At 71.1% G+C, this 14,304-nt stretch carries 11 protein-coding genes and 1 tRNA gene; all 12 read left to right on the top strand.

What is annotated here, in order from left to right; all coding sequences use genetic code 11:
- The first annotated feature begins 7 nt into the window (after positions 1-7).
- The 12 genes from ACYVLJ_RS32380 to ACYVLJ_RS32325 all read left to right on the top strand — a co-directional run bounded on the left by ACYVLJ_RS32380 (position 8) and on the right by ACYVLJ_RS32325 (position 14,300).
- Positions 8-595: a nucleotidyltransferase family protein gene (locus ACYVLJ_RS32380; protein ID WP_460441523.1), complete on the top strand. Its 588-nt coding sequence runs from the start codon at positions 8-10 to the stop codon at positions 593-595.
- Between the two features lie 168 nt (positions 596-763).
- Positions 764-1,633 (top strand): AAA family ATPase, encoded by an 870-nt coding sequence (locus tag ACYVLJ_RS32375; protein ID WP_460441522.1) that lies wholly within the window; start codon positions 764-766, stop codon positions 1,631-1,633.
- Between the two features lie 261 nt (positions 1,634-1,894).
- Positions 1,895-1,968, top strand: a tRNA-Arg gene (locus tag ACYVLJ_RS32370).
- A 23-nt stretch (positions 1,969-1,991) separates the two neighbouring features.
- Complete coding sequence (locus ACYVLJ_RS32365) at positions 1,992-3,104, top strand: vWA domain-containing protein (RefSeq protein WP_451974804.1); 1,113 nt, start codon at positions 1,992-1,994, stop codon at positions 3,102-3,104.
- Positions 3,097-4,209: an XdhC family protein gene (locus ACYVLJ_RS32360; protein WP_460441521.1), complete on the top strand. Its 1,113-nt coding sequence runs from the start codon at positions 3,097-3,099 to the stop codon at positions 4,207-4,209. The genes ACYVLJ_RS32365 and ACYVLJ_RS32360 overlap by 8 nt, the downstream gene beginning before the upstream one ends.
- 261 nt (positions 4,210-4,470) lie before the next feature.
- Positions 4,471-4,995, top strand: a complete 525-nt coding sequence (locus tag ACYVLJ_RS32355) for a (2Fe-2S)-binding protein (RefSeq protein WP_451974800.1) — start codon at positions 4,471-4,473, stop codon at positions 4,993-4,995.
- Positions 4,995-7,436 carry a xanthine dehydrogenase family protein molybdopterin-binding subunit gene (locus tag ACYVLJ_RS32350; protein WP_460441520.1) on the top strand — a complete coding sequence of 814 codons (2,442 nt, stop codon included), beginning with the start codon at positions 4,995-4,997 and terminating at the stop codon, positions 7,434-7,436. Before ACYVLJ_RS32355 ends, ACYVLJ_RS32350 begins: the two co-directional genes overlap by 1 nt.
- Entirely contained in the window at positions 7,433-8,287 is an 855-nt protein-coding gene (locus ACYVLJ_RS32345; RefSeq protein WP_460441519.1) for an FAD binding domain-containing protein, read from the top strand. The genes ACYVLJ_RS32350 and ACYVLJ_RS32345 overlap by 4 nt, the downstream gene beginning before the upstream one ends.
- 87 nt (positions 8,288-8,374) lie before the next feature.
- Positions 8,375-9,094, top strand: a complete 720-nt coding sequence (locus tag ACYVLJ_RS32340; RefSeq protein ID WP_460441518.1) for an SRPBCC family protein — start codon at positions 8,375-8,377, stop codon at positions 9,092-9,094.
- Positions 9,095-9,767: 673 nt separating this feature from the next.
- The gene (locus tag ACYVLJ_RS32335; RefSeq protein ID WP_460441621.1) at positions 9,768-10,994 is read left to right on the top strand and encodes a GGDEF domain-containing protein; all 1,227 of its coding nucleotides are present in this window, start codon (positions 9,768-9,770) and stop codon (positions 10,992-10,994) included.
- A 243-nt stretch (positions 10,995-11,237) separates the two neighbouring features.
- Positions 11,238-12,296: an NAD(P)-binding domain-containing protein gene (locus ACYVLJ_RS32330; RefSeq protein WP_460441517.1), complete on the top strand. Its 1,059-nt coding sequence runs from the start codon at positions 11,238-11,240 to the stop codon at positions 12,294-12,296.
- A gap of 444 nt (positions 12,297-12,740) precedes the next feature.
- Positions 12,741-14,300: a discoidin domain-containing protein gene (locus tag ACYVLJ_RS32325; protein WP_460441620.1), complete on the top strand. Its 1,560-nt coding sequence runs from the start codon at positions 12,741-12,743 to the stop codon at positions 14,298-14,300.
- Positions 14,301-14,304 lie beyond the last annotated feature (4 nt).

Here is a 14,304-nt window from a genome sequence, read left to right as displayed (position 1 = left end):
CCCGCCCATGACCTCGGTCACCGAACCCGTCGCCGGGCTGCTGCTCGCCGCCGGGGCCGGCCGTCGTTTCGGTGGTCCGAAGGCCCTCGCCGAACTCGATGGCGAGCCGCTCGTGCTCCGGGCCCTGCGCACCCTCGATGCCGCCGGTTGCGCGCCGATCCGTGTCGTTCTCGGCGCGGCTGCCGACGAGGTCCGGGCGCTCCTGCCCGATCCTGGCCAGGGCGTGTTCGCCGAAGGCTGGGAAACCGGCATGGGAGCTTCGCTCAAGGCGGGCTTGGCGGCACTGTCCGAAGAGCCCGAACCCGTCGCGGCGGTGGTTCACCTGGTCGACCTGCCCTGGGTCGGCACCGACATCCTGACCCGGGTCACGGCCGACGCGACCACGGAAACCGTCGCCCGCGCGGCTTACGACGGGGTCCCCGGCCACCCGGTCCTCCTCGGCCGCCACTGGTGGCCGCAGATCGCCGAAACCGCCCAAGGCGACCGCGGAGCCCGAGACTGGCTGGCCACCCGAGCCGACCTGACCCTCATCGAGTGCGCCGACCTGGGCAGCGGCCGCGACGTCGACCGCCGAGCCGACCTCCCCGGCCGCTGAGCCCAGCACTGACCCGCGGCCGAGAACCTGCCCGGCCCAGAAGCTGCCTGTTCGAGAACCTGCGCGGTCGAGAACCAGGGCGGTCGCCGGAGGGCCGACCTGCCCGCAACTCGCTCCAGCCCCGCCGGTGAGCCGCGCGCGGGCGCGCGGCCGCCTACGATCGACTCCGTGACCGACTCGCCTGAAGAACTTGCCGCCGCCCTGGATGCGACCGGCTATCTTGCCGATGATGGGCTGGCGACCGCCGGGTTCCTCGCCCTGCGGATGGGGCGTCCGCTGTTCTGCGAAGGCGAACCCGGCACCGGCAAGACCTCGCTCGCCCTGGCCCTCGCTACCGCGCTCGGCCGGCCGCTCGTGCGCCTCCAGTGCCACGAGGGCATCGACGCCGCCCAGGCGCTGTACGAATGGGACTTTCCGCGCCAGCTCCTGCACCTGCGCGCGCTCGAAGCCGCCGGGGATGGGCGGGTCGATGTCGAGACCGCCGAGCGGTCGCTCTACACCGAACGCTTCCTGCTCGCCCGGCCGCTCCTGCAAGCCCTCATCACCGCGCCGTGCGTGCTGCTCGTCGACGAGATCGACCGCGCCGACGACGAGTTCGAAGCCTTCCTCCTGCAGCTGCTCGACGAGCACGCCGTTACCATCCCCGAGTACGGCGAAGTGCGTGCCGAAGAGCCGCCGCTCGTGGTGCTGACCTCGAACCGCACCCGCGAAGTGCACGACGCCCTCAAGCGCCGCTGCCTCTACCACTGGCTCGAACACCCCGACCTGGCGCGCGAGGTCACCATCCTGCGCCGGCGGATTCCCGACGTCGGTGAGCTGCTGGCCCGGCAGGTCGCCGAAGCCGTGCACCGCCTCCGCGAGATGGACCTGCTCAAGCCGCCGGGTGTGGCGGAATCGCTCGACTGGGCCCGTGCCCTGCTGGCCCTGCACCGCGACGAGCTCGACGCGGCATCGGCGGCCCGCACCCTCGGCGCCGTCCTGAAGTACAGCGAGGACCTCGACCGGGTCCGCGCGAAACTCGACGCCCTGTTCGCCTGAGTCCACAGTGGACCGTCGTTAATTGCGTTGACCCCGGTGCGGGCGCTCCGGCATCCTTTTCCCAGCACAGCAGGCAACACCCCGAAAGGAGGAGATCGTGACCGAAACCCGGAAGCACCGATGCGGCGCGATCTCCCGTGCCGTTCGCTGAATCTTCCTGAAGGCTCTTCGCGCCCACCCCTCGCTACCTCGGGTCGGCCGCGGCGAAGAGCGCGGTCTGCGCGGCACGTCCGGGGAGGGACGCTCGCGCAGGCCGCCCCCGTCCCGGTAGCTCAGCCGGACAGAGCGCGGCGCTACGAACGCCGAGGTCCGAGGTTCGACTCCTCGCCGGGACGCCGAGAAAGCGCACAATGGAGTCATGACCACCGCCGCCGACCCCGTCGCCGGGTATGCCGGCTTCGCCGCCGCGCTGCGCGAAGCCGGGGTTGCCTGCGACGCGCACCGCGTCCAGGCCTACCTGAGCGCCGTCGGCGAGATCGACGTCGCCGAACCCACCCAGCTCTACTGGGCGGGACGGCTGACGCTGTGCTCCAGCCCCGACGACCTCCCGTGCTACGAAGAGGCCTTCAGCCAGTGGTTTTCCATCGAAACCACCAAGCCGCAGCGCGCGAAGGCCGCCGCGCCGAAGCAGGCGCGGATCGCGCCGCTCGTCGATGCCGAGGGCGGGGACGCCGACGGTGGGGACGGCCCCGACCAGCTGAAAGTCGCCGCGAGCGCCCAAGAGGTGCTGCGCCACCGAGACCTTGCCGAACTGACGACGGCCGAACGCGAGCACCTCCGCGAACTCCTCGCCACGCTCCGGCCGGCGCCGCCGAACCGGCCCGCCGCCCGGAAGACGCCGTCGCGGCGCGGCCGGCTCGATCCCTCCCGGACCCTGCGGGCGATGCTCGCCAGCGGCGGTGAGCCCCTGAAGCTCGCGCACGTCCGGCGCGGCAGCAGGCCGCGCCGGGTCGTGCTGCTCATCGACGTCTCCGGCTCGATGAGCCCGTACGCCGACTCGCTGCTGCGGTTCGCCCACGTCCTGACGCGGTGCGCGCCGCAGTCCGTCGAGGTCTTCACCCTCGGCACGAGGCTGACGCGGGTTTCGCGCCAGCTGCGCCAGCGCGACCCGGAACGAGCGATGCTCGCGGCCGGATCGGCGGTGCCGGACTTCGCCGGCGGCACCCGGCTCGGCGAGACGCTGCAGGCGTTCCTCGACCGCTGGGGCCAGCGCGGTGTCGCGCGCCGCGCGGTGGTCACCGTGTTCTCCGACGGGTGGGAACGCGGCGACACCAGCCTGCTCGGCGAGCAGCTCGCCCGCCTGCGCCGGCTCGCGCACGCCGTATTCTGGGTGAATCCGCACGCCGGCCGGGCGGGGTACGCTCCGGTCCAGTCGGGCATCGTGGCCGCGCTGCCCCACATCGACCGGCTGCTGGCCGGGCACACCCTGGCCACTTTGGAACGACTGCTCGGGGAGATTTCCGATGCGTGACGTACTCGACGACGTGTTCCGCCGCTGGTCCGACGGGGAAACCGTCGGACTCGGCACCGTGGTCGCCACCTTCTCGTCGGCGCCCCGCGCGCCCGGTGCCGCGATGGTCGTCGCGCCGGACGGCACGGTGGCCGGCAGCGTCTCCGGCGGCTGCGTCGAAGGCGCCGTCTACGAGCTCGCGCAGGAGGTCGTCGCCGAACGCAAGCCGGTGCTGCAGCGCTACGGCGTCACCGACGACGACGCGTTCGCGGTGGGCCTGACCTGCGGCGGGATCATCGACATCTACGTCGAGCACGTGGACCGGGAGTCCATGCCGGAGCTCGGCGACGTCGTCGCTTCGGTGCGCGGTGGCGAGCCCGTCGCGGTCGTCACGGTCATCGAGCACGAGCGCGAAGGCCTGGTCGGCGAGCACATGATCGTGTGGCCGGACCGCACGGCCGGCTCGCTGGGGTCGTCGCGGATGGACGACGCGGTGGCCGACGACGCGCGCGGCCTGCTGGCCAGCGGCCGCACCGGCACCCTGCACTACGGCCCGGACGGGCAGCGCCGCGGCGAGGGGATGGCGGTGTTCGTCAACTCCTTCGAGCCGCCGCCCCGGCTGCTCGTGTTCGGCGCGATCGACTTCGCGGCCGCGATGGCGCGCATGGGCGGCTACCTCGGCTACCAGGTCACGGTGTGCGACGCGCGGCCCGTTTTCGCGACCAGCAGCCGGTTCCCGGACGCGCACGAGGTCGTCGTCGACTGGCCGCACCGCTACCTGAAGGCGGAGGCCGAGGCGGGCCGGATCGACCAGCGCACGGCGATCGCGGTGCTGACCCACGACCCCAAGTTCGACGTGCCGCTGCTGGAGGTCGCGCTGCGCCTGGAGGTCGGCTACGTCGGCGCGATGGGCTCCCGCAAGACGCACGACGACCGCTTCGCCCGCCTGCGCGAAGCCGGGATCACCGAGGCGGAGCTGGAGCGGCTGTCGTCGCCGATCGGCCTCGACCTGGGCGCCCGCACGCCGGAGGAGACGGCCGTTTCGATCGCGGCGGAGATCATCGCGCTGCGGTGGGGCGGGGGCGGCAAGCGGCTCGCCGAACTGACCGGGCGCATCCACGGCTGAGCCGTCCGGCGGGACCGCTTCCCCCGGTGGTCGGCGGCGGATCGCGTCCGCTCGGCGCGGTTCGGGTGCCCCACAAAAGTTCACCCATCCGGAATTCCGCAGATGCGGCTTTCCTTTGTGGATCGCCGCGCATCTGCGGAACAGGTAGTTGAACGTGTGACATCAGGACTTGTCCGCGCGAAGGTCGCGTAGCACGCTCGGAGGTCTGTGAGCCCGATCACGGTCGGGCAGGCCGCTCCCGAACCGGCTTTTGGAGGCCTGATGCGCATCACCGTCACTGTCGACGGGACGAAGTACACCGACGAAGTCGAGCCCCGCACGCTGCTCGTCCACCACCTGCGCGAAAAACTCGGCAAGGTCGGCACCGTCGTCGGCTGCGACACCAGCAACTGCGGCGCCTGCACCGTCCACCTCGACGGGCACAGCGTGAAGTCCTGCTCCGTCCTGGCCGTGCAGGCCGACGGCTGCGAGGTCACCACCATCGAAGGCCTCGCCCGCGACGGCGAGCTGCACCCCGTCCAGAAGGCCTTCAACGACAACCACGCGCTGCAGTGCGGGTTCTGCACGCCCGGCATGATCATGCAGTCGATCGACCTGCTGGCCGACAACCCCGATCCCGACGAGCAGGCCGTCCGCGAAGGTCTCGAAGGCAACCTGTGCCGGTGCACCGGCTACCAGAACATCGTCCGCGCGGTCCGGGACGCCGCGCAGCACATGAGTCCCGGCGCCGGCCCCGAAGCCGAACGCATCGCCGAGAACAAGCACGTCGGTGTGGGTGGTGACTGATGACCGCCACTATCGAACCCGAGGTCGGCAAGTCCCGCCGCCGCAAGGAGGACGAGCGGCTGATCACCGGCCGCACCCGCTGGACCGACAACCTCACGCTGCCGGGCCTGCTGCACATGGCGGTCCTGCGCAGCCCGTTCGCGCACGCCAAGATCGTCTCGATCGACACGTCGGCGGCCAAGAGCGCGCCCGGCGTCATCGCCGTCTACACGGGCAAGGACCTTGACCCGGAAGGTGCGGTCGGCATGCCCTGCGCGTGGCCGATCACGCCGGACATGAAGGCGCCGCGCCGCCCGGTGCTCGCCGCCGACACCGTCAACTTCGCCGGTGAAGGCGTCGCGGTCGTCGTCGCGCGGTCGTCGGCCGAAGCACACGACGCGCTCGAAGAGATCGACGTCGAGTACGACGAACTGCCCGTCGTCCTCGACATGGAAGCCGCGATCGCCGACGGCGCCCCGCTCGTCCACGAGGACCTGGGCACCAACACGAGCGCGGTCTGGAAGTTCGACTCCGCGGAGGCGGGCACCGGCGGCAACGTCGAGGACGCGATCAGCTCGTCCGAGGTCGTCCTCAAACGCCGCTTCCGCCAGCAGCGCCTGGTCCCGGCGTTCATGGAGCCGCGTGCCTGCGTCGTCGACCCGACCGGCACCCAGATCACCATGTGGTCGGCCACCCAGGTGCCGCACATCCTGCGCGTGATGTCGGCGCTGACGCTCGGCATCCCCGAGCACAAGCTGCGCGTGATCGCCCCGGACGTCGGCGGCGGCTTCGGCGGCAAGATCGGCGTCCTGCCGGAAGAGATGATGTCGCTGCTGGTCGCGCAGAAGCTCGGCAAGCCGGTCAAGTGGAACGAGACGCGGTCGGAGACCATGCTCGCCGCCCACCACGGCCGTGACCAGATCCAGGACATCACCATCTCGGCGACGCGCGACGGCCAGGTCACCGGCCTCAAGGTCGAGCTGCTCGCCAACCTCGGCGCGTACAACGGCCTCGTCGGCCCCGGTGTGCCGATCCTCGGCGCGTTCATGTTCAACGCGATCTACAAGTTCCCGGCGTACCACTTCGCGTGCACCAACGTGTACACGACGACGACGCTGACCGACGCCTACCGCGGCGCCGGCCGCCCGGAGGCGACGTTCGCGATCGAGCGGATCATGGACGAGCTCGCCGTCGAGCTCGACCTGGACCCGATGGAGCTGCGCGAGAAGAACTGGATCAAGCACGAGGAGTTCCCGTTCACCACGGTGTGCGGGCTGACCTACGACTCCGGCAACTACGAAGCCGCCACCGAGAAGGCCAAGCAGCTCTTCGACTACGACGGCCTGCGTGCCGAACAGGCGAAGCGCCGTGAGTCGGGCGACAAGGTGCAGCTCGGCATCGGCATCTCGACGTTCACCGAGATGTGCGGGCTCGCGCCGTCGCGGGTGCTCGGCTCGCTGGACTACGGCGCCGGCGGCTGGGAGTACGCGTCCATCCGGATGCTGCCCACCGGCAAGGTCGAGGTCACCACCGGCGCGTCCGCGCACGGCCAGGGCCACGAGACGGCGTGGAGCCAGATCGTCGCCGACCAGCTGGGCGTCGCGTTCGAGGACGTCGAGATCCTGCACGGCGACACCCAGTCGTCGCACAAGGGCATGGACACCTACGGGTCGCGGTCGCTGGTGGTCGGCGGGATCGCCGTCATCAAGGCCGCCGAGAAGGTCGTCGCCAAGGCGAAGCCGATCGCGGCGCACCTGCTCGAATGCGCCGAGGACGACCTCGAGTTCGCCGGCGGCAAGTTCACCGTCAAGGGCACCGACACGTCCACCACCCTGGGCGACGTCGCGCTCGCGGTCTTCGCGGCGCACAACCTGCCCGACGGGATCGAGCCGTCGCTCGACTCGGACGCGACGTTCGACCCGGAGAACTTCTCGTTCCCGCACGGCACGCACCTGTGCGCCGCCGAGGTGGACACCGAGACGGGCCGGATCAAGCTGCGCTCGTACGTCTGCGTCGACGACGTCGGCGTCGCGGTGAACCCGCTGATCGTCGAGGGCCAGGTGCACGGCGGGCTCGCGCAGGGCATCGCGCAGGCGCTGTTCGAGGGCACGGAGCACGACGACAGCGGGACGCTCACCACGGGCACGTTCGCCGACTACCTGCTGCCGTCGGCGGCCGACCTGCCGTCGTTCACCACCGACCGCACGGAGACGCCGGCGACGTCCAACCCGCTCGGCGCCAAGGGCGTCGGCGAGGCGGGCACCATCGCCTCCACCCCGGCGGTGGTCAACGCGGTGATCGACGCGGTGCGGCACTTCGGCGTGAACGACATCGAGATGCCGTTGACGCCGATGCGGGTGTGGCACGCCATCCAGCACGGCACGACCGACGCGGGCGGCCCAGGCCGCTCCGAAGCCGGCGGCGGGCTCGGCTCCATCGACGCTTCCGGAGGTGCGCAGTGATCCCGGCTTCCTTCGACTACGTCCGCCCGTCCACAGTGGACGAAGCGGTGCAGGCCCTGGCGGCGGCGGGCGAGGACGCCAAGGTGCTGGCCGGCGGGCAGAGCCTGCTGCCGGTGCTGCGGATGCGGCTCGCCGCGCCGACGACGCTGATCGACCTCGGGCGTGTCGCGGAGCTTCGCGGCGTGCGGGAGGAGGGCGACGAGCTGGTCATCGGCTCGATGACCACGCACTACGACGTCCAGCGGGACGCGTTGGTGGCCGAGCACGCGGCGTTGCTCAAAGAGGCGACGGACACGGTGGCCGACCCGCAGATCCGCCACCGCGGGACGTTGGGCGGCGCGATCGCGCACGCCGACCCGGCCGGGGACCTCCTCGCGCCGGTGCTGGCGCTGGACGCGTCGCTGGTGGTGGCCGGCCCTTCGGGGCGCCGGAGGGTGCCGGCCGCGGAGTTCTTCCAGGACCTGTTCACGACGGCGCTCGCGCCGGACGAGTTGCTGGTCGAGGTCCGCGTGCCCAAGCACACCGGGTGGCGGGCGCACTACGAGAAGTTCAACCGGGTCGCCCAGGCGTGGTCGATGGTCGCGGTCGCGGTCACCGTCCGCACCGAGGCGGGGGTCATCGAGGAGGCCAGGGTCGCGCTGACCAACATGGGCTCCACACCGATCCGCGCCTCGGGCGTCGAAGCTGCGCTGGTCGGCGTCCAGGCCTCGGCCGACGCGATCCGCGCGGCGGCGTCCCACGCCGCGGAAGGTACGAACCCGCCGGTCGACAGCAACGCCGACGTCGAATACCGCCGTCACCTGGCCGAGGTGCTGACGGGTCGCGCGATCGCGGCGGCGGCCGGGGCCTGACGCTCCGGGTTCGCCACCCTGGCCGCCGTCGCGGCGGCGGCTAGGGTGGGGACCGGACCCGTCCGTCATCAGGAAGGAGGTCGGCCCGTGCGGCTCGACCACGAATTCACCGTCCCGGCTCCGATCGGCGAGGTCTGGCAGGCGGTCGTCGACCCCGAGCGCGTCGCCCCGTGCATGCCGGGAGCCACGCTGACCAAGGTCGAAGGCGACCGCTTCAGCGGCACGGTGAAGGTCAAGCTCGGGCCGATTTCCCTGCTGTACAAGGGCAACGGCGAGTTCCTCGAGAAGGACGAAGCCGGCCACAAGGTCACGATCAAGGCCTCGGGCAAGGACGCCCGCGGAGCGGGCACAGCGGCAGCGACGGTGACCCTGACCTTGACGGAAACCGACGGCGGAACCCACGGCGCGGTGGCCACGGACCTGTCGATCACGGGCAAGCCGGCCCAGTTCGGCCGCGGCTTGATCACCGAGGTGGGCGGCAAGATCCTGGACACGTTCGCGGGGTGTTTGTCGGGCAAACTGGCCCCCGCGGCCGAGCCGGCGGCCGCGCCCGGTCCCGCTCCCGAGCCGGTGGCCACGCCGGAGCCGGCGGTGAAGCCGGCCCCGACGACACCGGAGATCAACACGGACCCGAAGCCGGCGGCGGAGCGCCCAGCGCTGCGAAGCGTCCCGGCAGCCCCCGAGACCGAGGCGATCGACCTGCTGGACTACGCGGGAGAGTCGGTGGTGAAGCGGCTGGTGCCGGTGCTGGTCGGCATTGCCGCGGTGGTCGGCTTGGTGGCGATCATCCGCGCGCTGCGGAAGTAGGCTTCGCCGCGCGGAGTTGGCTTCGCGACGTGCGGTTGCTCGCGCTGCCCTGCGTTGCACCGCGCCGCTGCCTGCGCTGCTGCCCCGAGCTGCAGCGCTGACCGCCCTGCTGCCCTACGCCGCGACGCGGGGTGGGTGCTGCGGTGTGCGGTTGTCGCGCCGCTGCGGTGCCCCGACCGCCCGTGCACCGCCGTGCTGTGTCGCCGCGCGGAGTTGGCGTTGCGGTGTGTGTGGTTGCCCGTGTTGCTGCGCGGCCCTGCTCGCCCGACCGCCCGTTGCACCGCCGCGCGTGGGTTGCTCCGCGACGGGTGTTCGCGCTGCGGCCAGTAACGCATCGCCGCCGCCGTGGTGGGTTCTGCACGCGAGTCGGGGCGCTCAGGCCGGATCGGGCGCGGCTGCGGGTGTCTTGGTCGATGATCCGCTCGTGGGGCGCTGAGCTGCGCTGATCTACCCTGCGCGTGTCTTTGGGCAGGGGCGTTGCCCGCAATTCGCCCGGACTGGCGACGCGCGTCGTTGGAACGGCTACGCTGGGCTACCTGGTCGGCCGAACTTCGCGCAAGGGGTACGTCACGATGCCGGTCCGTCACTTCTGTGGCTTCGGCTCTTGAGAGCCCAGGCCGCCGTGCGCCGGGAAGCGCTTTCCGCCTGGCCGGGCTGGCCCGCGCGCTGGGAAATGTGGGGCGGCGCCAAGAACCGCTGGATCACCTACGCCCTCGGCTGTGAACTCGTCGCCGTCCTCGCCACCGGGACCGCGCTCGTCACCGGGTTCGGCGGGCCCGTGCGGCTGGTGTGGTTCGCCGTGCTCGTCGCGCTCGGCGTGGCCCAGGCCGAGATGTCGCGCCGGATCGAGCGGCTGCGCCGGTGGATGAGCGGGCAGACGCACATCAACGTCACCTCCGTCTGGTACCTCGCGGGCGTCGTCCTGCTGCCGCCCGCCTGGGTCGCGCTGCTCGCCGTCGTGCTCTACACCCACCTGTGGGTGCGCGTGTGGCGTCAGGTCCGGACGCGGCCCGCGCACCGCTTCGTCGCGAGCACGGCTTGGGCGATGCTCTCGTGCTTCGCCGCTTCGTCCGTGCTCGCGGTCTCGGGGCTGCACGGCTCTCAGATGCAGACCGCGCGCGGGTTGGTCGCGCTCTGCCTGGCCGCCGCGGTGTTCGAGCTGGTCAACGTCGGTCTCGTCGCCGCCGGGATCTACCTCTACACGAGCCAGCGTTCGGCCGCGGACCTGATCGGCACCTGGGAGGACAACGCGTTCGAGCTGGCGACGCTCTGCCTCGGTGGCCTCGCCGCGCTGGCGCTCGTCGAACAGCCGGTGCTCGTGGTGTTCGTCGTCGCGCCCCTGCTGCTCCTGCACCGCTACCTGCTGCTGAAGCAACAGCTGCAGGTCACGGCCGTCACCGACGAGAAGACCGGGCTGCTCAACACTGCCGGCTGGCACGAGTCCGCGGTCCGCGAGCACGCCCGTGTCCTGCGCCGGGGTGCCACCGGCAGCGGCTTCGCGGTGCTGATGATCGATCTCGACCACTTCAAGCGCATCAACGACACCTACGGCCACCTGACCGGCGACGACGTCCTGGCTGCGGTCGCGGTCGCGATCTCCGGCTCGGTGCGCCAGGGCGACACGGTCGGGCGGTTCGGCGGCGAGGAGTTCGTCGTGCTGCTGCCGGGGATCGGTCGTGCCGACGTGCTCGGGATCGCCGAGCGCGTGCGGGTGGCGGTGGGGGAGCTGAACGTCGTGATCTCGACGGGCAGCGGCACCGTCCGGGTGAGCGGCCTGTCGGTGTCCATCGGGGTCGCGCAGTACCCGGACGCCGGGCCGGCGCTGGATGACGTTCTGCGGGCCGCCGATGCCGCTTTGTACCGCGCCAAGGAGGCCGGGCGGAATCGCGTGGCGGTGTGAGAGGCGTGGCAGGTTGGTGACGCCGAGTGGGTTGCCGACGCCGGGTGGGTTGGCGACGCCGGGTGGGTAGTAACGCCAGGTGGGCTGGCGACGCCGGGTGGGTGGCGACGCCGGGTGGGTTGGCGAGGCCAGGCGGGTGGTGACGCCAGGCGGGGTGGCAACGCCGGGTGGATGGCGACGCCAGGGCTGAGCCGTGTGATGTACGGCGCGAAATACCCTCGGCTGTGGGCCGTTGGACTCGTCATGGGCGGTGCGGATCACGAGACCGATGTGGTGGTGATCGGTGCCGGGCAGGCGGGGCTCTCGGCGGCCTACCACCTGCGCCGGGCCGGGTTTGGCAATGGCTCCGGGTTCGTCGTGCTCGATCACGGCAAGCGGGCCGGGGGTGCGTGGCAGTACCGGTGGCCGTCGCTGGTGCTCGGCAAAGTGCACGGCATCTACGACCTGCCGGGCATGGCCTTCGGCAGCCCGGACGTGACGCGTCCGGCTTCCGAAGTCGTCTCGGAGTACTTCGCGCGCTTTGAAAGCGTCTATGACCTCCCGGTTTTCCGGCCCGTCGACGTCCAGTCCGTGACGCGTGCGGGGGAGCGGTTGCTGGTTTCGAGCCCGGCCGAGTCGTGGGCGGCGCGGGCCGTGATCAGTGCGACCGGGACCTGGGACCGGCCGTTCTGGCCGCACTACCCCGGCCAGGAGACGTTCGCCGGCCGGCAGCTGCACACGGCCGACTACACCGGGCCGGAGGACTTCCGCGGCCGGCGGGTCGTCGTGGTCGGGGGCGGGGCTTCAGCCGTTCAGCTCCTCATGGAGTTCGCTCCTCTCGCCCGCGCGACGGCGTGGGTGACTCGGCGTCCGCCCGTGTGGCGCGACGAACCCTTCAGCGAGGACTGGGGACGCCACGCCGTCGCGAAGGTCGACGAACGTGTGCGAGCCGGGCTGCCGCCCGAAAGTGTCGTCAGCGTGACCGACCTCGCCGTGACGCCGGAGGTGCGGGCCGCGCGCGCTGCCGGGATCCTCGACCGGCGGCCGATGTTCGAGCGCATCACGCCCGGCGGGGTCGTCTGGGCCGACGGCTCGCGGTTCGACGCCGACGTCATCCTCTGGGCGACGGGTTTCCGGGCCGCGATCGAGCACCTCGCGCCGTTGCACGTGCGCGAGCCGGGTGGCGGGATCCGGGTGGACGGCACGCGCGTGGTGCGCGAGCCGCGGCTGCATCTGGTCGGGTACGGGCCTTCGGCGAGCACAGTCGGGGCCAACCGGGCGGGGCGCGCCGCGGTGTCGGAGATCCGGAAGCTGCTGAGCTGAGTCGGTCATACATCCGAAGCTACCGAACAACTGTGCGAAAGATCATCACCGGATCGGGTGAAGCGCGGGGCCCGATTTTTGTTGTGCGACAACGGGAAGCGATGGGCGCTGCCCCCGGTTCCCATGCTACCGGCGACCACCGACAGAACGGGAAAGGTCGGAGGGTTCCGCCGGGCGATCCCGGGCGGCGGGGCAGTGCGCCGCTGAGTGAGAACGGTTCTGAGCTGGGGAAACCCGGTGAAACTCACTCTCTTGACCGATTCAAGGGCCGGACACGTCTTGTCAGTCGAATCCGATCATCGCTACTCTTCCAGTAGTTAGGAAACTTTCCTAACAGTTCAACTCCCGTTCACCAACGCCGCAGCCCACCCAGCCCTCCGCCAGGCCCAGAAGGAGCGCGACGTGCCGTCGACCCGCCTACGCACATTCACCCGGCTCACGCCCGTGATCGCGGCGATCACCCTGCTGCCCTCCGCGATCGCCGCGGCCAGTACCGCCGATGCCCCAGCCGATGTCCTGCTCTCGCAAGGAAAACCGGTCGCCACCTCGACCGTCGAGAGCTCGTCCTACGCCGGTGCCAAAGCCGTCGACGGCAATGCCGCCACCCGGTGGGCCAGCGCCGAAGGCGCCGATCCGCAGTGGCTGCGGATCGATCTCGGCCAGTCCGCCGCCGTCCACCGGGTGGTCCTCACCTGGGAAGCCGCCTACGCCAAGAAGTACCGCATCGAGGTCTCCGACGACGGCACGCAGTTCACCCCCGCCGCCACCGTCGACAACGGTGACGGCAAAACCGACGACCTGACCCTGAACGCGCACGGCCGGTACGTGCGCTTCGTCGGCGTCACGCGCGCCACGAACTACGGCTACTCCTTCTGGGAGATGCAGGTCTTCGGCAGCACGGACTCCTCCGGCGACACCCAGCCCCCGACCACCCCGGCCGGTCTCACCGCCGGTGCGACCACCGCCACCAGCGCGGCCCTGACGTGGAGCGCCGCGACGGACAACGTCGGTGTCGTCGGGTACGACATCCTGCGCAACGGCACGCCCGTCGCGACCAGCACGACCACGTCCTACACCGACACCGGCCTCACGCCCGACACGAGCTACACGTACGCGGTCCGCGCGCGGGACGCCGCCGGGAACGCCTCGGGCGCCAGCGCCCCGATCACCGTGAAGACCCAGGCCGGCAGCGCGAGCGGCTTCGTCCTCGCCGCGGCGGGGGACATCGCCGAACGCTGCACCTCGAGCAGTTCGAGCTGCGCCCACGTCAAGACCGCCAAGCTCGTCGAGACCATGAACCCCGCGGCCGTGATCACCATGGGCGACAACCAGTACGACGACGCCCACCTGGCGGACTTCAAGTCCTACTACGACAAGACGTGGGGCAGGTTCAAGAACATCACCCACCCGATCCCGGGCAACCACGAAACCTACGACGACACGCCCTACCAGGGGTACGACGACTACTTCGGCGCCATCGCCAAGCCGCAGGGCCAGCGCTACTACAGCTGGGAAATGGGCAACTGGCACTTCATCGCCCTGGACTCCAACGACTTCGCCACCCACGAGTTCGGCCCGAGCGAGCAGCTGGCGTGGCTGAAGCAGGACCTGGCGAACAACAAGAAGGGCTGTGTCGCCGCGTACTACCACCACCCGCGGTGGAGTTCCGGCGACCACGGTGACAACCCCGACAGCATCGAGCTGTGGAACCTGATGGTGGCCAACAAGGTCGACCTCGTCCTCAACGGGCACGACCACGACTACGAGCGGTTCCTCCCGCAGAACGCCGACGGCAAGGCCGACGCGAACGGCCCGGTCGAGATCGTCGGCGGCAGCGGCGGCGCGAGCCTGTACGACATCCACGCCGCGCACCCGACGACGGCCAAGCTGCTCAAGACCTACGGCGTCCTCAAGCTTTCGATGACCGACACGTCGTTCCAGACGCAGCTCCTCGGCGTCGACGGCAAGGTCCTCGACAGCAGCCCGACCTACATCTGCCACTAGGAGC

This window comes from Amycolatopsis stemonae (assembly GCF_054781455.1).
This window is presented reverse-complemented; position numbering and strand designations above follow the sequence as displayed.